This is a genomic window from Vibrio sp. D431a (assembly GCF_030248655.1).
Classification (GTDB): domain Bacteria; phylum Pseudomonadota; class Gammaproteobacteria; order Enterobacterales; family Vibrionaceae; genus Vibrio; species Vibrio alginolyticus.
In genome coordinates, this window is record NZ_JAHGAP010000062.1 from 1 (window position 1) to 25,954 (window position 25,954).

Below are 25,954 nucleotides of genomic sequence, written 5' to 3' on the forward strand. Positions count from 1 at the left end.
CGCCACATAACTCAGCCAGACACTTCATACAATCAATAGAGATAGAGATAGAGATAGAGATAGAGATAGAGATAGAGATAGAGATAGAGATAGAGATAGAGATAGAGATAGAGATAGAGATAGAGATAGAGAAGCAAAGCGGGTATGTATTCCCGTTGCAAGCTTGCGTTGTTAGCTCCTTCGTAAGTCATTGCCCCACCGCCTCACCCTTTTCACTTTTCGACAGCGACAAAAAAGCCCCTCACCGAAATGAGGGGCTAGCATTAGACTGACGTTGAGTCCGAGAGAATTAAAGCATTCGAACGACAGAAGGGTGAACGGCGCGATACATGGCGTAATCAATCGCCTTCATGTTACTTGGGAAGACCAAGTTTTCGCACAGCAGGTACGTCTCAACCGACGTATCAATATAGAAAGCTTCACTGTAAGACTCACTGGCTAAATCCAGATCACCATCCAATTCGGCGTGCTTACCGCGAATCACATAGGAAAGCACTGAATCACGTAACCTCAATGCCTGTCCGAGATGCCGCTTGGCTAACGCCATGTCACCAATGATGGTTTCGTGCAGTGCTAAAGCTTCATAAATTCGCGGTTGAATTGGCCCCACCATCATTTTCACATTAGTCTCTAGTGCTTCACTGAGCTGCTGCATTCGCCCTTTCTTCAACTCCTGTGAGAAATCAAGAGCCTTTTGTACATGGTAAGCAATCAACAACTCAGCTTGAACGTAAGCATTATCCGGCTCGATTTCTAAAATGTTTTCCATCAAGTCGATACCTTGGCGGAATTGTTTAGTATCAGAGACATTAAGGTAATGGTTAGCCTGAACAAACAACTCCAACGCGTCGGGATTCATTGGCATTCCCGCCACCAGCATCGTAGATTTCAATTTGGCATCCGATACTTTCAGCACTTGCATCAAATCCAACGATGCTTGTTGAAGCACTGTCTTTAAATGACTACTGGTTAACGCGTATTGACGACTAAACAACACTTTCTCAGATGAGTTATTGCGATATTCCACCTCTAAAAAGCTGCCACCGTCATTCTCACGAACTCTCACCACAACCGATTTACCAGGCACAATGCCAGAAGTAAACGACGCCTTCTTTAGCATGACTCGGTAATCACTGACTTGAGCAATGTCGGACATCAACTTTTGGGCGAATCCGTCTGCCAAATCGTAGCTTAATCCTTCATTCGTAAAATTATCTTGAAACTTGAACTCAATCAGATGGGTATCGATGGCTTGGGTAATACGCACTTCCGACTGCTTGTAGGTAAACACGCCCATCACTACGACCAACATACTGATCCAGATGAAGTTCATAATTCCCAATCGCCAAGGGCTGATTTTGTTTTTGCTCTGAGGTGCTTTTTTCTCTTTTGACATCTCGCAGACTGCGCGAGTTAGAGGACCGGCAGGAAAGGTAACGGCTGGTGCTATAGGTAGACAATCCTCTTCCGATTCTTCAACAGAAGGTGGGATCTCTTCATTTTGCCGACTTGTGACAAACTCTTCATGCGTCATAGTAACCACGTTCGCTACCAGCTTATAGCCACGCTTGGGCACCGTGATAACGTAGTTGGTATTTTCCTCTCGACCGTCACGTAGTAGCTTACGCAACTCAAAGATGGATTGAGTCACCACTTGATCGGTCACAATCGCTCCAGCCCAAACGTACTGAATCAATTCCTCGCGGTTGAACACCTCATTCGCATGCTCCGCTAAGAAGTGCAAAAGATTAATTAAGCGTGGCTCAACAGTAACTTCCCTATCTTGTCGATACAGCTTATTTTCATCAACGCTCAAAACCCAGTCATTGATTTGAAAATAGACTCCAACCATGTATGAAAACTCTCGTATCTACAGACAGCGTTACGCTAGGAATCAGACAATGGTCGATTCCTACAAGTAACTAAAGGCAAGATTATAGGTGGGAAAGCAGCGTGTACCTAGAAAAGCAAGTCGCCAAAAATGCAAACTTAAGTTAAGTGATGCAAGAATGAGACTACTCAAGTGCGGCAAGGATAGAGCAATGTGTGGCGTCATCGTCTGTATGACCACAACAAGCATCATTAATCTTCTTTAACGCTCGGCGAATTTTCGTCAGCTCGTTAATTTTCCCATCAATCAGCTCTAACTTGGCAGAAGTAATGGCTTTTACCTCTGCACAGCTGTGTTCTGTCGCTTCTAACTTAATTTCTAACAGGTCTTTAATTTCATCCAGACTCAAGCCAAGATCTTTACCTTTGAGGATAAAGTGCACCTGCTTTTGATTCTCTTCATCATACAAGCGATAGCCTGACTCACTTCGTCCTGCGGGTTTTATTAGCGCGTTTTTCTCGTAGAAACGCAATGTATCGGCAGTCACACCACAACGTTTTGCCAGTTCACCTATCTGAAACATAACTTTCCCTATTAACTATCTCGTTACTTTTAAAGCTAAAGAACGACTTTTTTGCAATTATTTTTGAGATGCCAAACGATTGCGCGAGCTTTTTTGTAATAAATTGGTTAGAATACGCGCCATCAAATGTGGAGACTGTTTTCTAACCAGAAAACACCCTGCAAAGGTCTTTACCAAAACTGGCCAATATTTTACCCCAAGAGGTAAAAACAAGTTCATTTTTGGCAAACATCTTTAACTCCGTGAATTTGAGGAAAATGGAAGCATGAATAACGCTCGTCCTATTCGCCGTGCGCTTATCAGCGTATCAGACAAAACAGGTATTGTTGAGTTTGCGCAAGCTCTTGCTGAGCGCGGTGTCGATATCCTATCTACTGGTGGTACAGCTCGCCTACTTGCCGAACAAGGCATCGCCGTAACCGAAGTCTCTGACTACACTGGTTTCCCAGAAATGATGGACGGCCGCGTTAAAACGCTTCACCCAAAAGTTCACGGTGGTGTGCTTGGTCGTCGTGGCCAAGATGATGACGTGATGGAAAAGCACGGCATCAACCCTATCGATATGGTTGTCGTAAACCTATACCCATTCGCAGAAACCGTTGCCAAAGAAGGCTGTACACTAGCCGACGCTGTTGAAAACATCGATATCGGCGGCCCAACAATGGTTCGTTCTGCAGCGAAAAACCACAAAGACGTGACTATCGTTGTTAACGCAGGTGATTACGGCCGCGTAATTGCAGAGATGGACGAAAACGACAAATCTCTCACTCTCGAAACTCGCTTCGACCTTGCCATCGCTGCTTTTGAACACACTGCCGCTTACGACGGCATGATCGCAAACTACTTCGGCACTATGGTTCCATCTTACGGTGAGAACAAAGAAGGTGATGAAGAGAGCAAATTCCCTCGTACGTTCAACCAACAGTTCGAGAAGAAGCAAGACATGCGCTACGGTGAGAACAGCCACCAAGCAGCCGCATTCTACGTTGAAGCAAACCCACAAGAAGCATCCGTTTCTACTGCTCGCCAAATCCAAGGTAAAGCCCTTTCTTACAACAACATCGCAGACACGGACGCCGCACTTGAGTGTGTGAAAGAGTTCAACGAGCCAGCATGTGTAATCGTAAAACACGCAAACCCATGCGGTGTTGCTCTAGGTAAAGACATCCTAGAAGCGTACAACCGCGCTTACCAAACTGACCCAACATCTGCATTCGGCGGCATCATTGCATTCAACCAAGAGCTAGATGCTGAAACAGCAACCGCTATTGTTGAACGTCAATTCGTTGAGGTCATCATCGCTCCTTCTGTTTCTTCTGAAGCGATTGAAGTGGTTGCAGCGAAGAAGAACGTGCGTCTACTTGAATGTGGCGAATGGACAACGAAGACAACTGGCTTTGACGTGAAACGCGTGAATGGCGGTCTACTGGTTCAAGACCGAGACCAAGGTATGGTGAGCCTAGACGATCTAAAAGTGGTTTCTAAGCGCCAGCCAACAGAAGAAGAGCTGAAAGATGCACTGTTCTGCTGGAAAGTAGCGAAATACGTGAAATCTAACGCAATCGTTTACTCGAAAGGCGACATGACTATCGGTGTAGGTGCTGGCCAAATGAGCCGCGTTTACTCTGCGAAAATCGCAGGCATCAAAGCTGCAGACGAAGGTCTACAGGTTGAAGGTTGTGTAATGGCATCAGATGCATTCTTCCCATTCCGTGACGGTATCGACGCGGCTGCAGAAGCGGGCATCAAGTGTGTGATCCAACCAGGTGGTTCTATGCGTGATGACGAAGTTATCGCAGCGGCAGACGAACACGGCATGGCGATGATCTTTACCGGTATGCGTCACTTCCGCCACTAATCCTCTCGTCTTCACTGGGACGATAACTGCGTTGACGGCGTTCACTTATCCTAATCACATAGCATACTATGCTCATAGGAATAAGTTCACTTGTCGCCTTGTCCTCGTCCCACTGAATTAGAGAGGCCATACTCAGGTCTTTGCGAAATATCTGAGTTTGAGCAAACGGTATTTATAAGATTAAGGATTTTCATATGCGAGTTTTAATCATTGGTTCAGGCGGTCGTGAACATGCGCTAGGTTGGAAAGCGGCACAAAACCCAAATGTTGAGACTATCTTCGTTGCACCAGGCAACGCAGGTACAGCACTAGAGCCAAAACTAGAGAACGTAAACATCGATGTAGAAGACATCGCTGGCCTTGTTGCTTTCGCCAAAGAGAAGGCGATTGAACTGACTATCGTTGGCCCAGAAGCACCATTGGTTATTGGTGTGGTTGATGCGTTCCGCGAAGCGGGCTTACCAATCTTTGGCCCTACCCAGGCCGCAGCGCAACTTGAAGGCTCTAAAGCGTTTACCAAAGACTTCCTTGCTCGTCACCAAATCCCAACGGGTGCCTACGCGAATTTCACTGAAATCGAGCCTGCACTGGCTTACGTGCGTGAGCAAGGTGCACCGATCGTGGTGAAAGCCGACGGCCTTGCAGCTGGTAAAGGCGTGATTGTGGCAATGACGCTAGAAGAAGCTGAGGACGCAATCAAAGACATGCTAGCAGGCAACGCATTTGGTGATGCTGGTAGTCGTGTCGTTATCGAAGAGTTCCTAGATGGTGAAGAAGCAAGCTTCATCGTGATGGTCGATGGTGAGAACGTTCTGCCTATGGCCACCAGCCAAGACCACAAACGCGTAGGCGACAAAGATACTGGTCCTAACACCGGTGGTATGGGAGCATACTCTCCAGCTCCAGTGGTGACACAAGAAATCCACAACCGCATCATGGAAGAAGTGATTTACCCAACCGTACGTGGCATGGCCGCTGAAGGTAACCCTTACACTGGTTTCCTATACGCGGGTCTGATGATCGACAAAGACGGCACTCCGAAAGTGATCGAGTACAACTGCCGCTTCGGTGATCCTGAGACACAACCTATCATGATGCGCATGGAATCAGATCTTGTTGATCTGTGCCTAGCGGCAATCGACGAGAAACTGGATCAAGCGGAATCGAAGTGGGATCCACGAGCATCGATTGGTATCGTGCTAGCAGCCGGTGGTTATCCAGCAGCGTACAACAAAGGCGACGTTATTTCGGGTCTGCCACAAGTTGAAATTGAAGGCGAAAAAGTCTTCCATGCTGGTACAGGTAACAAAGATGGCGACATCGTGACAAACGGTGGTCGCGTTCTTTGTGCAACGGCACTTGGCAACAGCGTATCAGAAGCGCAGCAGCGTGCTTACGAGCTTGCAAAACAGATCAGTTGGGATGGCATGTTCCATCGCAACGATATCGGCTACCGTGCAATTGCACGTGAGCAAGAAAAATAAAAACAACATAAGTTGGCTAAAAAACAAAAGGCGCACTCAGCGCCTTTTTTTATTGTTCGAGAGAATGCGAAGCAATGTTTATTCAGAGATCAACTTGGGCCGAGAAACACAATCAAAGTCATCGTCATTGAGCATCAACAGTTCATCGACCATTGCTTTGTTTCGTGACTGCTTGCCGACAAAAGCCACATAACTGTCTACCGATGAGAGACGCTCGATAATAAATTTTGGCAACGTCTGATTAAACTCGAGTGTCGAGAACACCTTACCTTTGCAGGTTTCAAACGATTGACCATTCCAATAACCTTGAATAAGGCTCTTATTGTTACGAGACTGCGCCTTAACCGATGCCACTACGTCATTCGCTTCTGCTTTGTAGCGCTCTAATTGGTCATGCTGAAGTGGTAAGACTTTACGGTTAACACGATATTTTTGGTAAACCGCTTCGCCATCTTTATTGAAACGGATGTGGATTTGAAAAGGCACCAACTCTTGTTTGGTATCAACTTGCTCGCCTTTTCGAATCAACTCTCGCAACTCACCTTCATCCCAGCGATAATCACTCTGGAACCAACCATTGTCCCCCATAGTCACATAATCAGCCGCCGTACTCACACGAGTGAGTTTCTCTGTCATCCAGTACAAGCTGCTAGCATCTCCCGCAACTTTACCACCAGAAAAATGCGTGAATTGTTCTAAATTAGGAGTTTCAACCGATGAACAGCCAAAAAGGGTAAGGCTAGATAGGAGAAGTGAAGTGAGTAGATGTTTTTTCATGAAATTGCACCGAGGCAGGATACCTCGGTGCATTCTAACTTAGTTTACTGATTCTTTCAGCGCTTTACCTGCTACGAATGCTGGTACGTTAGCTGCTGCGATTTGAATCTCGTCACCAGTCTTAGGGTTACGACCAGTACGTGCAGCGCGGTGGTTTACTTTGAATGTACCAAAACCAATTAGTTGAACTTGGTCACCCTCTTTAAGTGCGCCAGTTACACCATCAAGAGTCGCTTCAAGAGCAGCTTTTGCTTGTGCTTTTGATAGGTCTGCTTTCTCTGCGATAAAGTCGATTAATTGGGTCTTGTTCATTAGGTTTCCCTTCTCATAGGTTATCGAATTCGTCTCACTCTAAAACATAAATGCCCCATCTGGCAAAGGTTTGTAAGCGATCTTTCGATTTTCTGACGTACTTTTAGCCATAATATGAGTAATAACTCACAATTTGTTACCACATACCCCCTGAAAACCCTTGCTTTCCAAGGTATTTGGACCAATTTATAAGTCACTTTTGCGGTTATAATAGCTGCAAATAACCACTATCAAACTACATTCAAGGGCAACTATGCTGCTGTTATCCATTTATATCTCTATTGCAATCGGCATTTCGTTTATCTGTTCGGTGCTGGAGGCGGTACTGCTGAGTATCAGTCCGAGCTACATTGCGCAGCTCAATCAACAGGGGCATCCCGCAGCTGGGCAATTGGCTAAGCTGAAATCAGATATCGACCGACCACTGGCATCTATTCTGACTTTAAACACCATCGCTCACACTATCGGCGCGGCCACTGCTGGTGCACAAGCTGCGGTTGTATTTGGTAGCGAAGCATTAGGTATCTTTTCGGCAGTGCTGACATTGGCGATCTTAGTGCTTTCAGAAATCGTACCGAAGACGATTGGCGCGACCTACTGGCGTCAGTTGGCACCCACTGCCGCGGTCGCATTGCGTTGGATGGTATGGGCGCTTACACCCTTTGTTTGGTTCTCAGAGCAAATCACCAAGCGTCTTGCTCGTAACCACGAAGCTCCGAAGATGCGTGATGAGCTGTCTGCAATGGCGATTCTGGCACGTGAAAGCGGTGAGTTTGCCGAGGGTGAATCAAAAATCTTAAGCAACTTGCTTGGCATCCAAGATGTACCCGTAACGCAGGTTATGACGCCACGACCAGTAGTATTCCGTGTCGATGCCACAATGACCATCAATGAGTTCCTAGAAAAACACAAAGATACGCCTTTCTCACGCCCATTGGTTTACAGCGAGCAGAAAGATAACATCATAGGTTTTGTGCATCGCCTTGAGTTGTTCAAACTACAACAATCAGGTTGTGGACAGAAACAGTTGGGAGCAATCATGCGCCCAATTCAAGTGGTGCTAAACAATACCACTTTACCTAAAGTATTCGACCAGATGATGACTCATCGCTTACAGCTGGCACTTGTTGTTGATGAATACGGTACCGTGCTAGGTTTGGTAACGTTGGAAGATATTTTTGAACACCTCGTAGGCGAGGAGATCATCGACGAAGCAGATAAAAGCACTGACATGCAGGAGCTGGCTTACCAACGCTGGGAAAGCTGGAAAGAAATGCACGGCGTAATCGAAAGCCGCGATGACGATGAAGAAGATAATGAGCCGGAGAAGCAGGATAAAGAGCCAGAAGCTCAAGAGCCACCGAAACCCGACTCGAAAGAATCGTAATCAGCATTAGGTATAACAGCTTAAACGCACAAACAAAAAAGGCATCCAGTTAGGATGCCTTTTTCTATTTATTCAACAATTAAAGCGCAATACCGATGTTGCTCACACCTTCTTCACGTAGCTCTTCACGCAAATCTTTAATCAAGCTGATGTCACGTTCTACCGCTTCACGCAGCGGACGGAAGATAGCCCACTGGACGTCCCACTCTTCACATACGGCTTCGTTTTCTTTCTGGTTGTCGTTAGTGATTGGCTCTGCGCCTTGTGCTTGCTCTAGATCAGCAACGGTTTGTACCGACTGTTGACTCACTTTAAGCATTGAATCGAAAAGGTAGTCGCGGTCCAATAGACCATGCAGTAACGTAGACAAACCCTGACACGCGTCCATCGCTGGGTAAACGCCGTAAAAATCGAACTCATCCGCACTTGGGAACAACTCTTCTAACTTCTCCAATTGACGTTCGAAGTTAATTTTCGCGTTCTTAACTGTCAAAATTTCCCATACACTATCAAGAATCGCTCGGTAAGCACGCGGGTCAGCAAATTCTGTATTCTCACAAAACATCGCATAGTTTGGATACATGCGTTCACACAGACACGCCATAAAGGTAATTTGTTGCCAAGGTTCTAGTTTTTCTAAACGAACCTGAAGAGGATTCTTAAGCATAGTCACTCAATCATTGAAGAAAAAAACAGCGAAAGTGTACTTGATTCATCACAGGGAAAAAAGTTAATGCCGCATTCAAATCAGATTTTCCTGCTCTCAGAGCATCGCGACACCTACAAAACGTTACTGGCAGAGAAAAATCTGCCCGATCTTTGCCTCACCGACCAACCAGAAGCCGCTCAGATCGTACTAGCGGATCCACCTTTACTATCACAAAGCTTAGACGAGTTTTCACAGCTTGAATGGGTACAATCCACGTTTGCTGGTGTCAACGCCTTAACATCCCCTAGCCTTCGTCAGGACTATACTCTAACTAACGTTCGAGGCATCTTTGGTCCACTGATTGCTGAATATGTTTTGGGTTACAGTATTGCCCATTACCGCCACTTTGCCCGATACCACCAGCAGCAACAAAACAAACAATGGCAGCCTCACCTGTACACGTCATTAAAAAGTAAAACCATGGTAATTCTTGGTACCGGTAGCATTGGGGGCTATCTGGGCAACGCCGCTAAAGCAATGGGGATAAAAACTATCGGTATTAACCGCACAGGTATCCCTACTCTAGGCGGCGAGTTTCATCAGACCTTTCATATCAATGAACTAAGTAAGGCATTTGAGCAAGCCGACATCGTTGTGAATACTCTACCAAGTACACCTGAGACGCGACAGTTACTTAATCGTCAAACGCTCAGCCAACTAAATCAGGCGTTATTGTTTAACGTAGGTCGTGGCGACGTACTGGATGAGGCAGGGTTGCTCTTCGCTCTGAAAAACCGTTGGGTAGAACACGCCTTCTTAGATGTGTTTGAGCAAGAACCGTTGTCGGTAGAGCATCCATTTTGGAAACTACCGCAAGTCACCATCACTCCACACATTGCTGCGCTGAGTTTTCCCGAGCAAGTCATCGAGATTTTTGCTGACAACTATCTACGCTGGCGCGATGGGTTTTCATTAAATTATCAAGTGGATTTCGAAAAGGGTTACTAAGAATGTCGTTAGACGAGCTATTGCAGCAAGTGAGGGCCTGCCAGATATGCGCGGATAACTTACCTTTGGGTGCAAACCCTGTCGTGCAAGCAGCAAAAGGGGCACGCATCCTAATCATCGGTCAGGCCCCTGGCACACGTGTACACAAAACCTCGATACCTTGGAATGACCCAAGTGGTGATCGATTACGCCAATGGCTCGATATCGACAAAGACGTTTTCTACGACCCAAATAAAATTGCCATTGTCCCAATGGGATTCTGTTATCCAGGCAAAGGGAACTCTGGTGATTTACCGCCTCGTAAAGAATGTGCGCCCACTTGGCATAAAAAGATTCTTGAGCAACTGCCCAATATAGAGCTCACTCTACTAATTGGTCAGTACTCGCAGCAGTACTATCTCACTAACAAACCAAAGACGCTCACGCAAACTGTTCAGCAATGGCAAGATTGGGAACCGGACTTTATCCCGCTCCCTCACCCATCCCCACGCAATACATTGTGGTTAAAGAAGAATCCTTGGTTTGAATCTGACGTCGTGCCATACCTTAAAAAACGCGTTCACTCGATGCTTTAGGTTACCCATGATCTAATTGCTTGTTTATCTGTACAAGAAAATTAGAACATAAAACCAGAAATCATAAGCATTTGTTTATATTGAATTTTAATGTCTAATGTACAGCTAGAGTAGTAATTAGATCATAGTAGGCCAAATACTACCAGAGCTGTACGGCCTTGAGTTTTAGGTAAAAAAATACCGGCACTGAATGCCGGTATTTGATTTCAAAAAAATCTAACTTACTTGTGGTATGGCTTAGATAGCTCGTGTACCGCATCCACAAAGACGCCCGCGTTTTCTGGCGGCACATCCAAATGGATACCGTGCCCTAGGTTGAACACATGACCAGTACCTGCATCACCAAAACCTTCTAGAATACCCGCGACTTCTTCACGGATACGCTCTGGTGAAGCGTAAAGCATTGATGGGTCCATGTTACCTTGCAGAGCCACTTTATCACCGATACGTACTTTCGCGTCTGCAATGTTGATTGTCCAGTCTAGACCAACCGCATCACAGCCCGTTGCTGCGATTTGCTCAAGCCACATGCCGCCATTCTTAGTAAACAGTGTGACTGGCACGCGACGACCGTCGTTTTCACGAATCAGACCATCTACAATCTTGTGCATGTATTGCAGTGAGAACAGATTGTAATCACGAGGCGTTAGTACGCCACCCCATGTGTCAAATACCATTACCGATTGCGCACCCGCTTTAATTTGCGCGTTTAAGTACTCGATAACGCTGTCTGCCAGCTTATCTAGAAGTAGGTGCAGAGTTTGTGGTTCCGCGTACATCATCTTCTTGATCTTGGTAAACGCTTTAGAGCTACCACCTTCGATCATATACGTCGCAAGAGTCCAAGGACTACCAGAAAAACCAATCAGCGGCACTTCACCCTTCAGGTCTTTACGGATCTGGCGTACTGCGTTCATTACGTATTGCAGTTCACCTTCAGGATCTGGCAAACCAATTTTTTCCACGTCGGCTTTGCATGTAATTGGGTTATCAAAAACAGGTCCTTCACCCGCAGCAAAACGCAAACCAAGCCCCATTGCATCTGGAATCGTTAAGATGTCCGAGAATAAGATCGCGGCATCAAGAGGAAAACGGCGTAATGGTTGAAGTGTCACTTCGGATGCTAATTCTGCATTTCGACACAAAGACATGAAATCACCCGCTTCTGCACGAGTCGCTTTGTATTCTGGTAGGTAACGACCTGCCTGGCGCATCATCCATACTGGCGTGTAATCTACCGGCTCTTTTAAAAGCGCACGCAGATAACGATCATTTTTTAATTCAGTCATTCCGTAATTCCAACTGTTAGGCTTTCTGTGAAAGGGGGTATTCTATCACTGATTTAAGTCCAATAGCTGTGTGCTTTGCAACCTGGATCAAGTTATTAACTTTTAAATCAATGCTTAATTTGCACCCAATCGGTATCAGTGTTAAAAATTTGTTCGCTAGCGAAAACTACAATTATAAACTGAGTACTTAGTACTCAGCATCTCATAACGACATCTTACTTACCCCCTCCCTCTCGGAGGGTTTTTTTTATCTATTTATCAGACAATTAGAGTCTATATCTTTCAGCGTTTGTTCGATAAGTGCTCTTGCAATCGTTCCTTTAGGCGCAACAGGCGGCATCTCGTCGATACCAAACCATTGTGCATCAGACAGCTCAGTGTAGTCTGGGCTTAACTCTCCGGATTCATAGTCAGCTAAAAACCCCATCATCATACTGGATGGGAAAGCCCAAGGCTGGCTGCCAAAGTAACGAATATTTTTAACGAGAATTCCCGTTTCTTCATGAATTTCTCGAGCCACGCACTCTTCTAATGTCTCACCGACTTCTAGAAAACCCGCAATAACCGTATACATACCATTTCGATGCCTTGGATGTTGGGCTAATAAGATCTGATTTTCTTTACGTACAGCAACGATAATACACGGAAATATTCTAGGATAATGAAGGGTGCGACATTCACCACACTGCATGGCTAACTGGTTATTATTAAGAAAGTTTCTTCCTCCGCACTGTGGACAAAAGCGCAAACTTTGCGTCATGTGCCCATATTGCACAGCTTTACTTAACAACATAAATAATGGCTCAGGAAAATGCAGGCAGTCACGCAGGGATACTAAAGGTAGATCATGCTCTAAATCGGCCAAGTTAAGCCACATGACGGGCGAACCAGAATACTCACCAATGGGTCTTGCACTCGTTACTGGCAGTGATAACTGCTCTGCAGACCCGAAGGGCACAGCACCATCCACCAGCCAAATTTCACTTCCTGCAACAACACACCAGTATGCATTTATCGCGCGGTTAACATCACCTTTTCTTAACATTACACCATCCCTTTGCTTGAAGTTCGTTCATTTTACTGGCAATCTAATTTCATACTAGAGTTTATCGTTAAGTAAATGTGCACTCTAAATTCTAGTAAGGACAAGAGTTTGTAATAACTTTACTAACTTTGCTTTGCAAAGGATACGTTCGCCGATGGGCGATCAGATCATGAGGGCATGGTCATGCTAAGAAAATTCAAACAAACACAAGACCAGTGGGGTGGCTCAAGTGATGTCATTGATCACTGGTTAGAGACACGACAATCCCTGATTGTTGAATATTGTAAGCTTGCAGCGCTGCAACCTTGTTCGAAAACCAATGTTATTGAACTCCCATCTCCTTCCGAACTGCAGGATTTCTGTCAGCACCTCGTTGATTACATCTCCGAAGGCCACTTTAAAATTTATGACATGGTTATGGACCGTTGGAAAGCAACCGGCTTTGTCGTGACTAATGAGATCAATCAAACCTATGGTCAAATTGTTCTAACGACTGAACCATTATTGAACTTTAACGATAAGTACTCAGAAGTGACTGAAGATGATGAATTAAATGATTTCGATTCTGATATGTGTCTCATTGGGGAAATTCTTGAGACTCGCTTTGAAGTCGAGGACTATCTGATACAGCAAATCGCAGAAAGCCTGTCTATGCCACCTGGGGCTTAGTATTTGCAAACATTTAGAAATAGAGTGAGAGAAGAGACTGACGATCATCGTCGGTCTTTTTTGTTTCTAGCTTTATCGAAAATCCCACCGGAAGAACAAAGTAGTATAAAAACTAAAAAGGCACCCGAAGGTGCCTTTTTCTTAAGCTTTTAACGATTACTCGTTATATGACTTACTCTTCAGAAGAGAAACCAGCGTTTAGAAGTGCCGCTAGGTTATCCGTTGCTTGCTCAGCAGAAGGACCATCTTGCGCTTCAGAACGTTTAGCTTGACGCTCTTGGTGGTATGCGAAACCAGTACCAGCTGGGATCAGACGACCAACAATTACGTTCTCTTTCAGACCACGTAGGTCATCACGCTTACCAGAAACCGCAGCTTCTGTTAGTACGCGAGTTGTCTCCTGGAACGATGCCGCAGAGATGAACGACTCAGTCGCTAGAGATGCTTTAGTAATACCTAGTAGTTCACGTTCGAAACGTGCAGGCTCTTTGCCTTCAGCTTCTAGGTTACGGTTAGCAATCTTAACTTGTGAGTACTCAATCTGTTCACCAGGTAGGAACTCAGAGTCACCAGAGTGAGTAATAGTACACTTACGTAGCATCTGACGAACGATAGTTTCAATGTGCTTATCGTTAATCTTAACGCCTTGTAGACGGTAAACTTCCTGTACTTCGTTAGCAATGTACTGCGTTACCGCGTGTACGCCACGTAGACGTAGGATGTCATGTGGAGACTCTGGACCATCTGCGATCACATCACCACGTTCAACTTTTTCACCTTCGAATACGTTCAACTGACGATGCTTAGGAATCATCTCTTCGTAAGCTTCACCGCTTTCACGTGTGATCACTAGGCGACGTTTACCTTTCGTCTCTTTACCAAAGCTCACAGTACCTGTGTGCTCAGCAAGGATTGCAGGCTCTTTCGGCTTACGTGCTTCAAATAGGTCAGCAACTCGTGGAAGACCACCGGTGATATCTTTGTTACCGCCAGACTTCTGAGGAATACGTGCTAGTGTTGCACCAACACCTACTGCTGCGCCATCTTCGATGTTCACAATCGCTTTACCAGGTAGGAAGTAGTGAGCTGGCATATCAGTACCAGGGATCATTACATCGTTACCTTGCTCGTCAACAAGTTTGATAGCTGGACGCATATCTTTACCTGCTGAAGGGCGAGCTGCTGGGTCAGTTACTTCGCTTGAAGATAGACCAGTTAGGTCATCAGTTTGACGAGATACTGTTACGCCGTCGATCATATCTACGAACTGGATGCGACCTGCTACCTCAGTAATGATAGGTAGTGTGTGCGCTTCCCAGTTTGCAACTGTTTCGCCAGCTTGAACTGTATCACCATCGCCTTTGCTTAGTAGCGTACCGTAAGGCAGTTTGTGCTTCTCTTTAGTACGACCAAACTCATCAACGATAGTTAACTCTGTCGCACGAGAAGTGATAACGATCTTACCGTCATCAGCCAATACAGATTTAGCGTTGTGTAGCTTGATAGAACCGTTGTTCTTAACTTGAACACTGTTCTCTGCCGCTGCTGTCGATGCCGCACCACCGATGTGGAACGTACGCATCGTTAGCTGTGTACCTGGCTCACCGATAGACTGAGCAGCAATAACACCCACTGCTTCACCTTGGTTCACTAGGTGACCACGTGCTAGGTCACGACCGTAACATTGTGCACAACAACCGAAGTCAGAATCACACGTTACTACAGAGCGCACTTTCATGCTGTCTACTGAGTTCTCTTCCATGATTTGACACCATTTCTCATCGATCAGGGTGTTACGTGGAATAAGAACGTCTTCAGTGCCAGGTTTTAGTACGTCTTCAGCAACAACACGACCAAGAGCAAGCTCAGAAAGTGCAACTTTAACATCACCACCCTCGATGTGAGGCATCATGTCGACACCTTCGTGAGTGCCACAGTCATGTTCAGTTACAACAACGTCTTGAGCAACGTCTACTAGACGACGAGTTAGGTAACCCGAGTTCGCTGTTTTCAGTGCCGTATCCGCAAGACCCTTACGAGCACCGTGCGTTGAGATAAAGTACTGAAGTACGTTTAGACCTTCTTTAAAGTTCGCTGTGATCGGCGTTTCGATGATTGAACCATCTGGACGCGCCATCAGACCACGCATACCCGCAAGCTGACGAATCTGTGCTGCAGAACCACGAGCGCCCGAGTCCGCCATCATATAGATGCTGTTGAATGACTCTTGCTGTTCCTCTTCACCGTCACGGTTAACTACCGTTTCAGATGAAAGGTTTTCCATCATTGCTTTCGCAACACGGTCGTTGGTCGATGCCCAGATATCGATAACTTTGTTGTAGCGTTCGCCCGCAGTAACAAGACCTGATTGGTACTGTTCCTGGATTTCACGTACTTCTTCTTCCGCTTCTGCGATTTCAGTGTACTTAGCTGCAGGTACAACCATATCGTCGATACCAACAGATACACCAGAAAGTGCCGCGTATGCGAAACCTGTGTACATGATTTGGTCAGCGAAGATTACTGTGTCTTTCAGACCTAGTTTACGGTACGCCTCGTTAAGTAGGTTAGAGATTTGCTTCTTACCTAGCTTTTGGTTAACGATGCTGTACGGTAGACCAGCTGGCACGATTTGCCATAGCATTGCACGACCAACAGTGGTGTCTACCATCTTGGTTTCTGTAGTGCTGTTGCCATCTTCGTCTACAACAGTTTCTGTAATACGTACTTTAACGCGTGCGTGAAGCTCAGCTTGTTTAGTGCGGTATGCTTTCTCAGCCTCTTCTGGGCCAGAAAGGTACATGCCTTCACCTTTCACGTTGATCTTTTCACGAGTCATGTAGTACAGACCCAATACAACGTCCTGAGAAGGTACGATGATCGGATCACCTGACGCTGGCGACAGAATGTTGTTTGTCGACATCATCAGAGTACGAGCTTCAAGCTGTGCCTCTAGAGTTAGAGGTACGTGAACCGCCATTTGGTCACCATCGAAGTCCGCGTTGTACGCCGCACAAACAAGTGGGTGTAGCTGAATCGCTTTACCTTCGATCAGTACTGGTTCGAACGCCTGGATACCTAGACGGTGAAGTGTCGGTGCACGGTTCAATAGTACTGGGTGTTCACGGATTACTTCGTCTAGGATATCCCAAACGACCGCTTCTTCACGCTCTACCATTTTCTTAGCAGCTTTGATTGTAGTCGCAAGACCACGAGTCTCTAGCTTGCTGTAGATGAATGGTTTGAATAGCTCAAGTGCCATCTTCTTAGGAAGACCACACTGGTGTAGACGAAGGTATGGACCTACTGTGATTACAGAACGGCCAGAGTAGTCTACACGTTTACCTAGAAGGTTCTGACGGAAACGACCTTGTTTACCCTTGATCATATCAGCAAGAGATTTCAGAGGACGCTTGTTAGAACCTGTGATCGCACGACCACGACGACCGTTATCTAGTAGCGCATCAACAGACTCTTGCAGCATACGTTTTTCGTTACGTACGATGATGTCCGGAGCAGCTAGCTCTAGAAGACGCTTCAAACGGTTGTTACGGTTGATCACACGACGGTATAGATCGTTAAGATCAGAAGTCGCAAAGCGACCGCCATCTAGAGGTACTAGAGGACGTAGATCTGGCGGAAGTACTGGAAGTACAGTTAGGATCATCCACTCAGGGTTGTTACCCGATGCGATGAACGCTTCTACCAGCTTAAGACGCTTAGTTACTTTCTTACGCTTAGTTTCAGAGTTTGTTGTCTCTAACTCTTCACGCATTTGTTCTGCTTCAGCGTGCATATCCATAGAACCTAGTAGGTCCTTGATAGCTTCCGCACCCATCTTAGCAGTGAACTCGTCGCCCCACTCTTCTAGACGATCTAGATACTCTTCTTCAGTAAGCATCTGACCTTTTTCTAGATCAGTCATACCAGGCTCTGTTACTACGTACATTTCGAAGTACAGAACGCGTTCGATATCACGTAGAGGGATATCCATTAGTAGACCGATACGAGACGGTAGCGATTTTAGGAACCAGATGTGAGCTACTGGTGAAGCCAGTTCAATGTGGCCCATACGGTCACGACGAACTTTAGTTTGTGTAACTTCTACACCACACTTCTCACAGATAACACCACGGTGCTTCAGGCGCTTGTACTTACCACAAAGACATTCGTAGTCTTTAACTGGACCAAAGATACGCGCACAGAACAGACCATCGCGTTCAGGTTTGAACGTACGATAGTTGATCGTTTCAGGTTTTTTAACTTCACCGAAAGACCATGAACGGATCATGTCTGGTGAAGATAGACCGATTTTGATTGCATCAAATTCTTCGGTCTTATGCTGTGCTTTTAGAAAGTTTAATAAGTCTTTCACAATCAGCTCCTGTAAGGAGTTAAAAGGAGCTCACTCGCTAAAGTGAGCACCTTCTTCCAAATAATCGCTTTGATTCTCTCGACTTTCATCAAGAGAGAAAAGGATTACTCTTCGTCTTCTAGCTCGATGTTGATACCTAGCGAGCGGATCTCTTTCAACAGTACGTTGAACGATTCTGGCATGCCAGGTTCCATGCTGTGGTTACCGTCTACGATGTTCTTGTACATCTTAGTACGGCCGTTAACGTCATCCGACTTAACCGTTAGCATTTCTTGTAGCGTGTAAGCAGCACCGTATGCTTCTAGTGCCCATACTTCCATCTCACCGAAACGCTGACCACCGAACTGAGCTTTACCACCTAGTGGCTGCTGAGTTACTAGGCTGTACGAACCAGTTGAACGAGCGTGCATCTTGTCATCAACAAGGTGGTTCAGTTTCAGCATGTACATGTAACCAACAGTTACAGGACGCTCAAACGCATCACCTGTGCGACCATCAAACAGTGTTAACTGACCTGATGTTGGTAGATCTGCTAGCTCAAGAAGTGCTTTGATTGACTCTTCTGGAGCGCCATCAAATACAGGAGTCGCGATTGGTAGACCGCCACGCAAGTTCTTGATCAGAGTACGTACTTCATCATCAGATAGAGAAGCAATGTCTACTTTCTGGCGAGTGTCGCCTAGATCGTAAACTTTTTGTAGGAACTCGCGGAATTTCGCTAGTTCTTGCTGCTCTTTAACCATCTGGTTGATCTTGTCACCGATACCTTTCGCTGCCAGACCTAAGTGTACTTCTAGGATCTGACCGATGTTCATACGCGAAGGTACACCCAGTGGGTTAAGTACGATGTCTACAGGCTGACCTTTCTCATCGTATGGCATGTCTTCAACAGGGTTGATCTTAGAGATTACACCCTTGTTACCGTGACGACCCGCCATCTTATCACCAGGCTGAATGCGACGTTTAACCGCTAGGTAAACCTTAACGATCTTCAGGACGCCAGGTGCTAAATCATCACCTTGAGTGATCTTACGACGCTTAGTTTCGAACTTCTTATCGAAGTCAGCTTTTAGCTCATCCCACTGCTCAGCAAGTTGCTCAAGCTGAGTTTGTAGTGCGTCATCTTCTAGCGTTAGTTCTAGCCACTTCTTACGATCAGTTGTGTCTAGTTTCGCTTCAGAGTAACCGCCTTCAATCAATACAGCTTTAACACGGTTTAGAAGGCCGCCCTCAAGAATCTGGAATTCTTCAGTTAGGTCTTTCTTCGCTTCTTTAAGCTGCATCTGTTCGATTTCAAGCGCACGCTTGTCTTTCTCTACGCCATCGCGAGTAAAGACTTGAACGTCGATGATCGTACCTGATACAGAGTTAGGTACACGTAGTGAAGTATCTTTAACGTCAGATGCTTTTTCACCGAAGATTGCACGTAGTAGCTTCTCTTCAGGCGTTAGCTGAGTTTCACCTTTAGGTGTAACTTTACCAACTAGGATGTCGCCACCCTTAACTTCAGCACCGATGTAAACGATACCTGACTCGTCTAGTTTAGACAGAGCAGACTCACCTACGTTTGGAATATCCGCTGTGATCTCTTCAGAACCAAGCTTAGTATCACGCGCCACACAAGTCAGTTCTTGGATGTGGATAGTCGTGAAACGGTCTTCTTGAACTACGCGCTCAGATACTAAGATCGAGTCTTCGAAGTTGTAACCGTTCCAAGGCATGAACGCGATACGCATGTTTTGACCAAGCGCTAGTTCACCAAGGTCTGTTGAAGGACCATCAGCAAGAACGTCACCGCGTGATACAGGCTCACCTGGCATCACACATGGGCGCTGGTTAATACATGTGTTCTGGTTAGAACGTGTGTATTTAGTCAGGTTGTAGATGTCGATACCAGCTTCACCTGGTACTAGCTCTTCTTCGTTAACTTTAACAACGATACGAGAAGCATCTACTGACTGGATTACACCACCACGTTTAGCAACTGCAGTTACACCTGAGTCAACTGCTACGTTACGTTCAATACCAGTACCAACAAGCGGTTTGTCAGCTTTCAGTGTTGGAACTGCCTGACGTTGCATGTTCGCACCCATCAATGCACGGTTCGCATCATCGTGTTCTAGGAACGGGATAAGCGATGCAGCGATAGATACAACCTGGTTTGTCGCAACGTCCATGTACTGAGCGTGCTCACGAGGGTGTAGACCAGATTCACCTTTCTGACGAGCTGTGATCAGCTCATCTGCAAAAGTACCATCTTCGTTTAGCTTAGCGTTCGCCTGTGCGATAACGAATTGGCCTTCTTCGATTGCAGATAGGTAATCTACTTCGTCTGTTACTACGCCATCTACAACGCGACGGTATGGTGTCTCTAGGAAACCGTACTCGTTACAACGCGCAAACGCAGATAGAGAGTTGATCAGACCGATGTTTGGACCTTCAGGCGTTTCGATAGGACATAGACGACCGTAGTGAGTTACGTGTACGTCACGTACTTCGAAGCCAGCACGTTCACGAGTTAGACCGCCAGGACCCAACGCAGAAATACGACGCTTGTGCGTTACTTCTGATAGCGGGTTGTTTTGGTCCATGAACTGTGAAAGCTGTGAAGAGCCAAAGAATTCTTTAACTGCCGCAGAAATTGGCTTCGCGTTGATCAAGTCTTGAGGCATGATTGCGTCAAGATCGCCTAGGCTTAGACGCTCTTTAACTGCACGCTCAACACGTACTAGACCTACACGGAACTGGTTCTCAGCCATTTCGCCTACAGAACGGATACGACGGTTGCCTAGGTGGTCGATATCGTCCACTTCGCCCTTACCGTTACGGATCGCGATCAGCTTCTTCATCACTTCGATGATATCAGTTTCATCAAGTGTGCCTTGCTCTTGAGCATCTTCACGGCCGATAGAGCTGTTGAACTTCATACGACCAACAGTCGATAGATCGTAACGCTCTTCAGAGAAGAATAGGCTTTCGAATAGAGCTTCTGCAGCTTCTTTTGTTGGCGGCTCACCAGGGCGCATCATGCGGTAGATTTCTACCAATGCAGAAATACGATCAACCGTGCTGTCGATACGTAATGTTTCTGACATGAATGGACCGTGGTCTAGATCGTTCGTAAATAGAACTTCTAGCGCTTTGTGGCCTGCCTGAGATAGGTTCGCTAATGCTTCCAGGCTGATTTCCTGGTTAGCGTTAACAATGATCTCGCCAGTTGCTTCATTGATGTAATCTTTAGATGCAACTTTACCAACGATGTACTCAACTGGTACTTCGATGTGATCAACGCCATCTTTTTCTAGTTGGCGGATATGACGAGCTGTTACGCGACGACCCTGCTCAACGTAAACTTTACCATTTGCTTCGATGTCGAATGACGCAGTTTCACCACGTAGACGATCAGGAACCAACTCCATCAATAGAGTTTGGTCTTTCACTTCGAAGTTCACTTTCTCGAAGAAGATATCTAGGATTTCTTCTGTCGACTTACCTAGTGCTCGAAGGATGATCGATGCTGGTAGCTTACGACGGCGGTCGATACGAACGTACAAGTTATCCTTAGGATCAAACTCGAAATCAAGCCATGAACCACGGTAAGGAATAACACGTGCGTTGTATAAAACTTTACCTGAAGAGTGGGTCTTACCCTTATCGCTGTCGAAGAACACGCCTGGGCTTCGGTGCAGCTGGGATACGATAACCCTCTCGGTACCGTTGATTACGAAGGTACCATTGTCTGTCATGAGTGGAATTTCACCCATGTAGACTTCTTGTTCTTTAATGTCTTTTACAGTACCTGCTGGCGCGTCTTTATCAAAGATAACTAGGCGTAGTTTTACACGTAGTGGCTTTGAGTAAGTTACACCGCGGATTTGACATTCTTTAACGTCAAAAACTGGCTCACCAAGACGGTAGCTAACGTATTGCAGCTCAGAATTGCCGTTGTAGCTCTGAATCGGGAATACAGAACGGAAAGCGGCTTCAAGACCGTATTGACCTTCAGGATCCTGTTCGATAAATTTGTCGAACGAATCGAGCTGGATCGATAGCAGGTATGGAATGTCCAAAACTTGTGGACGAGTACCAAAGTCCTTACGGATGCGCTTTTTCTCGGTATAAGAGTAAACCATGGGGTTCCTCAGCTCGCTGATAAGTGACCCAAACTGTCCGCCCGCTCCTAGTTACTTAAGGGGGGTAAGGGACAGTGACTAATATAGCTGTTTACTGTAGTGACATTTCATTTCGTAAGAATGAAATGTTTTTTGCATGGATATCAGGCGCTTAAACAGCGGGAAAATTCGCCTATACCCTACAGCGCAAAAAGGCCGGTGGTTAAAAAACCACCAGCCAATTAGCCGTTAGGCTAAGAAACTATGCAATAATTACTTAACAGCAACAGTTGCACCAGCTTCTTCTAGCTGAGCTTTAAGAGCTTCAGCTTCTGCTTTCTCAACACCTTCTTTAAGAGGTGCTGGAGCGCCGTCTACTAGAGCTTTAGCTTCTTTAAGACCTAGGCCAGTTGCGCCACGTACTGCTTTGATTACAGCAACTTTGTTACCGCCAGCAGCTTCTAGGATTACGTCGAATTCAGTTTGCTCAGCAGCAGCTTCGCCTGCAGCAGCGCCGCCAGCTACAACAGCAGCAGCAGCAGAAACACCGAATTTCTCTTCCATTGCTTCGATTAGTTCAACAACTTGCATTACAGACATTTCTGCAACTGCGTCTAGGATTTGCTCGTTAGTAATAGACATAACAATTCTCTTTTAAGTCAACAATAAGTTTATTAAGCAACCAGTAAAAAGCAAGGCTTATGCCGCTGCTTCTTGTTTTTGATCGCGGATAGCTGCGATAGTACGCGCCAGCTTGCCAGCCGAAGCTTCTTTCATGCACATCATTAGGCGTGCAATTGCTTCGTCGTAAGTTGGTAGTGTTGCTAGTACTTCAGCGTCAGTTAAAGCGCCTTCAAATGCAGCAGCTTTGATCTCGAAATCTTTGTTCTCTTTAGCGAAGTCTTTGAAAAGACGCGCGGCAGCACCTGGGTGCTCATTAGAGAATGCGATTAGAGTAGGACCAGTGAAAGTGTCAGTTAGACACTCGTACTCAGTACCTTCAACCGCACGACGAGCAAGAGTGTTACGAACAACTCTCATGTAAACGCCAGCTTCACGAGCTTGTTTACGTAGAGAAGTCATCGCGCCAACTTGAACGCCACGAGAATCAGCTACAACTGCAGAAAGTGCACCACTGGCAGCTTCGTTGACTTCAGCAACAATTGCTTTTTTGTCTTGAAGGTTTAAAGCCATCTTGGATTTACTCCTGGTTGTCGTTACACCACTCACTATCATCACGACAGTGAGAGCTATTGAGGTGCTTCCCCAGAAGAAAGTTAACTATATTACATAGAGCTTTCTGTCAGTTCGGGCACCATCTACGTAGGATAATTAAGTTTGCTTTTACACAAACACCTACGGTCTTGGACGGAGACTGGGTCTTAATTCATTTCGAACTAGGAGACAGTTCAAAGAACCAAAGTTCAGCCCCAACCACAAATATTAGGCGCAAAATTATACACTAATTTTGCGCCTAAGCAAATAAATTATGCTTGAGTGTTCAGGCTAGCCTGATCAACAGCAACACCAGCACCCATAGTAGTAGAGATGCTTACTTTCTTCAGGAAAGTACCTTTCGCTGAAGATGGCTTAGCTTTCTTCAGAGCAACTAGAAGTGCTTCTAGGTTCTCTTTGATCTGCTCAGCAGAGAAGTTTGCTTTACCGATAGTAGTGTGGATGATGCCGTTTTTGTCGTTACGGTAACGAACCTGACCAGCTTTAGCGTTTTTAACTGCTTCAGCAACGTTAGGAGTTACAGTACCAACTTTAGGGTTTGGCATAAGACCGCGAGGACCTAGGATAGTACCTAGTTGACCTACAACGCGCATTGCATCTGGAGAAGCAACAACTACGTCAAAGTTCATTTCGCCTTTCTTAACTTGCTCAGCAAGATCTTCCATACCTACGATGTCTGCGCCAGCTTCTTTAGCTGCTTCAGCGTTAGCACCTTGAGTGAACACTGCAACGCGGATTTCGCGGCCAGTACCGTGAGGTAGTACAGTTGCACCACGTACGTTCTGGTCAGATTTACGAGCATCAATGCCAAGGTTAACAGCAACGTCTACAGACTCAACGAATTTAGCAGTCGCTAGTTCTTGAAGAAGAGCAACAGCTTCGTTGATTTCGTATTCTTTAGTTACGTCAACTTTTTCGCGGATTACGCGCATGCGCTTAGTTAGTTTTGCCATCTTATTAACCCTCTACCACTAGGCCCATTGAACGAGCAGTACCAGCGATAGAACGCTTCATCGCTTCGATGTCAGCACCAGTCATATCAGCAGCTTTAGTTTCTGCGATTTCTTGGATTTGAGCGTCAGTTACAGTACCAACTTTTTCAGTGTTTGGACGACCTGAACCAGACTTAACGCCAGCAGCTTTCTTAAGAAGAACAGCAGCAGGTGGAGTCTTAGTTACGAACGTGAAAGAACGGTCGCTGTATACTGTGATAACTACTGGAGTTGGTAGACCTTTCTCAATAGATTCTGTTTTTGCGTTGAACGCTTTACAGAATTCCATGATGTTCACACCGTGTTGACCTAGTGCAGGACCTACTGGTGGACTAGGGTTAGCCATACCAGCAGCAACTTGTAGCTTGATGTAAGCTTCAACTTTCTTAGCCATGATAATTCCTAAGTTTGGGTACAAACGCTAATCGCGGATCAGCTCCCCGTTTGTGTAAGAAACTTTTTACTTCACTTGAAGTAAAAAGGCGCGAAATTATAGTCATAATCCGCGCCTTATACAACCCTAAAAAGGTGATTTTTTATACTCTTTAACGAAGAGTCTTAGTCCAGCTTTTCAACCTGACCAAATTCAAGCTCAACTGGTGTCGCACGACCAAAGATCGATACAGACACTTTCAGGCGGCTCTTCTCGTAATCCACTTCTTCAACAGTACCGTTGAAGTCAGCAAATGGACCTTCGTTAACACGTACCACTTCACCCGCTTCGTACATTGTACGCGGACGAGGCGCTTCACTCGCTTTCTCAAGACGATTAAGAATCGCGTCAGCCTCTTTATCCGTGATAGGTGCCGGACGGTCTGAGGTACCACCAATGAAGCCCATGACACGCGGCACACTGCGTACTAGGTGCCATGATTCATCGTTCATAATCATCTGAACAAGGACGTAACCTGGGAAGAACTTACGCTCAGACTTGCGACGCTGACCCGCGCGCATTTCCACTACTTCTTCAGTAGGAACCAGTACTTCACCGAATAGCTCTTCCATGCCGTGCATTTTGATATGCTCGCGCAGAGATTGAGCTACACGACCTTCAAATCCAGAGAAGGCTTGAACCACATACCAGCGTTTTTTTGGAGCTTCACTCATGAATAAAAACCCTCTATACCCCAGTTGCTAGAGCTACTAGACGAACCATAATTCCGTCAATACCCCATAGCACTAGAGCCATTACAATACTTACAGCTAAAACGATCAGTGTTGTTTGCATGGTTTCTTGGCGAGTAGGCCAAACAACTTTACGTACTTCCATACGAGATTCTTTTGCAAAACTGATCGCTGCTTTACCTTTAGTCGTTGTTGCTGCAACGCCTAAGGCAGCTGCAATAAGAACAACAACGCCTGCAGCACGAACCACTACAGACATTTCACCATACAGGTAATTACCCACAACAGCGGCAGCTGCCAATACGAAAGCGGCTACCCACTTAAACGTATCTGCTGCGTTTGAGCTATCAGGAGTTTCAGCATTATTTGCTTTCATAAAACCAACCTGTTACAAGTCTTAATATAGACGACAACAACCCCGCTGTTGCAGGGCAAACTCCATATCGCTGAAAAAATCAGCGTACTCTTCTTAAGATTAAGCCTCTTTGCTTAATCTTGCTCTGCGCCCAACCCACTTCTGAACAAGAAAACAGCAAAAATAATGTTGAGTGCAGAAAAAGGGCATCAAATGATGCCCTTTTTGCTACTGGTTCGTCAAATCTAATTCAAGATTTTCCGAAAGCATCGCTAATTCGCTATGAATTAGT

General features: G+C 45.8%; 22 protein-coding genes. 7 read left to right on the forward strand and 15 right to left on the reverse strand.

The window, feature by feature from the left end:
• Positions 1–272, forward strand: a 272-nt coding sequence (locus KJB35_RS27315; protein ID WP_285469882.1) for a hypothetical protein, incomplete at its 5' end; no start/stop codon positions are given.
• Between the two features lie 17 nt (positions 273–289).
• Here KJB35_RS27315 and cadC read toward each other — a convergent pair.
• Positions 290–1,852 carry a lysine decarboxylation/transport transcriptional activator CadC gene (gene cadC / locus KJB35_RS27320; RefSeq protein ID WP_005382530.1) on the reverse strand — a complete coding sequence of 521 codons (1,563 nt, stop codon included), beginning with the start codon at positions 1,850–1,852 and terminating at the stop codon, positions 290–292.
• A gap of 163 nt (positions 1,853–2,015) precedes the next feature.
• Complete coding sequence (gene zntR, locus KJB35_RS27325; RefSeq protein WP_005382529.1) at positions 2,016–2,414, reverse strand: Zn(2+)-responsive transcriptional regulator; 399 nt, start codon at positions 2,412–2,414, stop codon at positions 2,016–2,018.
• 265 nt (positions 2,415–2,679) lie between these two features.
• On the opposite strand from zntR, the gene purH reads away from it, so the two are divergent.
• Positions 2,680–4,272, forward strand: a complete 1,593-nt coding sequence (gene purH / locus KJB35_RS27330) for a bifunctional phosphoribosylaminoimidazolecarboxamide formyltransferase/IMP cyclohydrolase (protein WP_064377444.1) — start codon at positions 2,680–2,682, stop codon at positions 4,270–4,272.
• 194 nt (positions 4,273–4,466) lie between these two features.
• Positions 4,467–5,756 (forward strand): phosphoribosylamine--glycine ligase, encoded by a 1,290-nt coding sequence (purD, locus tag KJB35_RS27335; protein ID WP_047102533.1) that lies wholly within the window; start codon positions 4,467–4,469, stop codon positions 5,754–5,756.
• Between the two features lie 78 nt (positions 5,757–5,834).
• On the opposite strand, the gene KJB35_RS27340 is transcribed toward purD, so the two are convergent.
• Together KJB35_RS27340 and hupA are read right to left on the reverse strand one after the other, a co-directional pair.
• Positions 5,835–6,533, reverse strand: a complete 699-nt coding sequence (locus tag KJB35_RS27340) for a DUF1481 domain-containing protein (protein WP_213908276.1) — start codon at positions 6,531–6,533, stop codon at positions 5,835–5,837.
• 39 nt (positions 6,534–6,572) lie between these two features.
• Positions 6,573–6,845, reverse strand: coding sequence for a nucleoid-associated protein HU-alpha (gene hupA, locus KJB35_RS27345; RefSeq protein WP_005382524.1), 273 nt, complete (start codon positions 6,843–6,845; stop codon positions 6,573–6,575).
• Positions 6,846–7,098: 253 nt separating this feature from the next.
• On the opposite strand from hupA, the gene KJB35_RS27350 reads away from it, so the two are divergent.
• Positions 7,099–8,232: a hemolysin family protein gene (locus KJB35_RS27350; RefSeq protein WP_005382522.1), complete on the forward strand. Its 1,134-nt coding sequence runs from the start codon at positions 7,099–7,101 to the stop codon at positions 8,230–8,232.
• A gap of 79 nt (positions 8,233–8,311) precedes the next feature.
• Here the strand turns inward: KJB35_RS27350 and KJB35_RS27355 are convergent, their stop codons facing one another.
• On the reverse strand, positions 8,312–8,899 hold the full coding sequence (locus KJB35_RS27355) for a YjaG family protein (RefSeq protein WP_005382520.1): 588 nt from the start codon (positions 8,897–8,899) through the stop codon (positions 8,312–8,314).
• 66 nt (positions 8,900–8,965) lie between these two features.
• Between KJB35_RS27355 and KJB35_RS27360 the strand changes: the two genes are divergently transcribed.
• Positions 8,966–9,889, forward strand: a complete 924-nt coding sequence (locus tag KJB35_RS27360; RefSeq protein WP_213906398.1) for a D-2-hydroxyacid dehydrogenase — start codon at positions 8,966–8,968, stop codon at positions 9,887–9,889.
• A 2-nt stretch (positions 9,890–9,891) separates the two neighbouring features.
• Positions 9,892–10,464 carry a uracil-DNA glycosylase family protein gene (locus KJB35_RS27365; protein WP_005382518.1) on the forward strand — a complete coding sequence of 191 codons (573 nt, stop codon included), beginning with the start codon at positions 9,892–9,894 and terminating at the stop codon, positions 10,462–10,464.
• A 221-nt stretch (positions 10,465–10,685) separates the two neighbouring features.
• On the opposite strand, the gene hemE is transcribed toward KJB35_RS27365, so the two are convergent.
• Both hemE and nudC read right to left on the reverse strand, forming a co-directional pair.
• Complete coding sequence (gene hemE, locus KJB35_RS27370) at positions 10,686–11,753, reverse strand: uroporphyrinogen decarboxylase (protein ID WP_213906397.1); 1,068 nt, start codon at positions 11,751–11,753, stop codon at positions 10,686–10,688.
• A gap of 247 nt (positions 11,754–12,000) precedes the next feature.
• Positions 12,001–12,798, reverse strand: coding sequence for an NAD(+) diphosphatase (gene nudC / locus KJB35_RS27375; RefSeq protein WP_005382516.1), 798 nt, complete (start codon positions 12,796–12,798; stop codon positions 12,001–12,003).
• 177 nt (positions 12,799–12,975) lie between these two features.
• On the opposite strand from nudC, the gene KJB35_RS27380 reads away from it, so the two are divergent.
• Positions 12,976–13,467 carry an Rsd/AlgQ family anti-sigma factor gene (locus KJB35_RS27380; protein WP_005382515.1) on the forward strand — a complete coding sequence of 164 codons (492 nt, stop codon included), beginning with the start codon at positions 12,976–12,978 and terminating at the stop codon, positions 13,465–13,467.
• 172 nt (positions 13,468–13,639) lie between these two features.
• Here KJB35_RS27380 and rpoC read toward each other — a convergent pair whose 3' ends face one another.
• The 8 genes from rpoC to secE all read right to left on the reverse strand — a co-directional run bounded on the left by rpoC (position 13,640) and on the right by secE (position 25,683).
• Complete coding sequence (rpoC, locus tag KJB35_RS27385; protein WP_005382514.1) at positions 13,640–17,842, reverse strand: DNA-directed RNA polymerase subunit beta'; 4,203 nt, start codon at positions 17,840–17,842, stop codon at positions 13,640–13,642.
• Positions 17,843–17,946: 104 nt separating this feature from the next.
• Positions 17,947–21,975: a DNA-directed RNA polymerase subunit beta gene (gene rpoB / locus KJB35_RS27390; protein WP_005384685.1), complete on the reverse strand. Its 4,029-nt coding sequence runs from the start codon at positions 21,973–21,975 to the stop codon at positions 17,947–17,949.
• A 252-nt stretch (positions 21,976–22,227) separates the two neighbouring features.
• Positions 22,228–22,596, reverse strand: a complete 369-nt coding sequence (rplL, locus tag KJB35_RS27395; RefSeq protein WP_005382540.1) for a 50S ribosomal protein L7/L12 — start codon at positions 22,594–22,596, stop codon at positions 22,228–22,230.
• 57 nt (positions 22,597–22,653) lie between these two features.
• The gene (gene rplJ, locus KJB35_RS27400; RefSeq protein WP_005382538.1) at positions 22,654–23,148 is read right to left on the reverse strand and encodes a 50S ribosomal protein L10; all 495 of its coding nucleotides are present in this window, start codon (positions 23,146–23,148) and stop codon (positions 22,654–22,656) included.
• Between the two features lie 293 nt (positions 23,149–23,441).
• Entirely contained in the window at positions 23,442–24,143 is a 702-nt protein-coding gene (rplA, locus tag KJB35_RS27405) for a 50S ribosomal protein L1 (protein WP_005384683.1), read from the reverse strand.
• Between the two features lie 4 nt (positions 24,144–24,147).
• A complete protein-coding gene (gene rplK, locus KJB35_RS27410) occupies positions 24,148–24,576 on the reverse strand; it encodes a 50S ribosomal protein L11 (RefSeq protein WP_005384682.1) in 429 nt (142 codons plus the stop codon).
• Between the two features lie 164 nt (positions 24,577–24,740).
• On the reverse strand, positions 24,741–25,289 hold the full coding sequence (gene nusG / locus KJB35_RS27415; protein WP_005384681.1) for a transcription termination/antitermination protein NusG: 549 nt from the start codon (positions 25,287–25,289) through the stop codon (positions 24,741–24,743).
• 13 nt (positions 25,290–25,302) lie between these two features.
• Positions 25,303–25,683 (reverse strand): preprotein translocase subunit SecE, encoded by a 381-nt coding sequence (secE, locus tag KJB35_RS27420; RefSeq protein WP_005384680.1) that lies wholly within the window; start codon positions 25,681–25,683, stop codon positions 25,303–25,305.
• Positions 25,684–25,954 lie beyond the last annotated feature (271 nt).

Excerpts from the sequence above, each read along its gene's own strand:
- KJB35_RS27340 (WP_213908276.1), bottom strand. The coding sequence starts at position 6,533 with ATGAAAAAACATCTACTCACTTCACTTCTCCTATCTAGCCTTACCCTT.
- secE (WP_005384680.1), bottom strand. The coding sequence starts at position 25,683 with ATGAAAGCAAATAATGCTGAAACTCCTGATAGCTCAAACGCAGCAGAT.
- KJB35_RS27355 (WP_005382520.1), bottom strand. The coding sequence starts at position 8,899 with ATGCTTAAGAATCCTCTTCAGGTTCGTTTAGAAAAACTAGAACCTTGG.
- hupA (WP_005382524.1), bottom strand. The coding sequence starts at position 6,845 with ATGAACAAGACCCAATTAATCGACTTTATCGCAGAGAAAGCAGACCTA.
- KJB35_RS27380 (WP_005382515.1), top strand. The coding sequence starts at position 12,976 with ATGGTCATGCTAAGAAAATTCAAACAAACACAAGACCAGTGGGGTGGC.
- KJB35_RS27360 (WP_213906398.1), top strand. The coding sequence starts at position 8,966 with ATGCCGCATTCAAATCAGATTTTCCTGCTCTCAGAGCATCGCGACACC.
- hemE (WP_213906397.1), bottom strand. The coding sequence starts at position 11,753 with ATGACTGAATTAAAAAATGATCGTTATCTGCGTGCGCTTTTAAAAGAG.
- nudC (WP_005382516.1), bottom strand. The coding sequence starts at position 12,798 with ATGTTAAGAAAAGGTGATGTTAACCGCGCGATAAATGCATACTGGTGT.
- rplL (WP_005382540.1), bottom strand. The coding sequence starts at position 22,596 with ATGTCTATTACTAACGAGCAAATCCTAGACGCAGTTGCAGAAATGTCT.
- cadC (WP_005382530.1), bottom strand. The coding sequence starts at position 1,852 with ATGGTTGGAGTCTATTTTCAAATCAATGACTGGGTTTTGAGCGTTGAT.
- rplJ (WP_005382538.1), bottom strand. The coding sequence starts at position 23,148 with ATGGCTTTAAACCTTCAAGACAAAAAAGCAATTGTTGCTGAAGTCAAC.
- rplA (WP_005384683.1), bottom strand. The coding sequence starts at position 24,143 with ATGGCAAAACTAACTAAGCGCATGCGCGTAATCCGCGAAAAAGTTGAC.
- purH (WP_064377444.1), top strand. The coding sequence starts at position 2,680 with ATGAATAACGCTCGTCCTATTCGCCGTGCGCTTATCAGCGTATCAGAC.
- zntR (WP_005382529.1), bottom strand. The coding sequence starts at position 2,414 with ATGTTTCAGATAGGTGAACTGGCAAAACGTTGTGGTGTGACTGCCGAT.
- nusG (WP_005384681.1), bottom strand. The coding sequence starts at position 25,289 with ATGAGTGAAGCTCCAAAAAAACGCTGGTATGTGGTTCAAGCCTTCTCT.
- rpoB (WP_005384685.1), bottom strand. The coding sequence starts at position 21,975 with ATGGTTTACTCTTATACCGAGAAAAAGCGCATCCGTAAGGACTTTGGT.
- KJB35_RS27350 (WP_005382522.1), top strand. The coding sequence starts at position 7,099 with ATGCTGCTGTTATCCATTTATATCTCTATTGCAATCGGCATTTCGTTT.
- purD (WP_047102533.1), top strand. The coding sequence starts at position 4,467 with ATGCGAGTTTTAATCATTGGTTCAGGCGGTCGTGAACATGCGCTAGGT.
- rplK (WP_005384682.1), bottom strand. The coding sequence starts at position 24,576 with ATGGCTAAGAAAGTTGAAGCTTACATCAAGCTACAAGTTGCTGCTGGT.
- KJB35_RS27365 (WP_005382518.1), top strand. The coding sequence starts at position 9,892 with ATGTCGTTAGACGAGCTATTGCAGCAAGTGAGGGCCTGCCAGATATGC.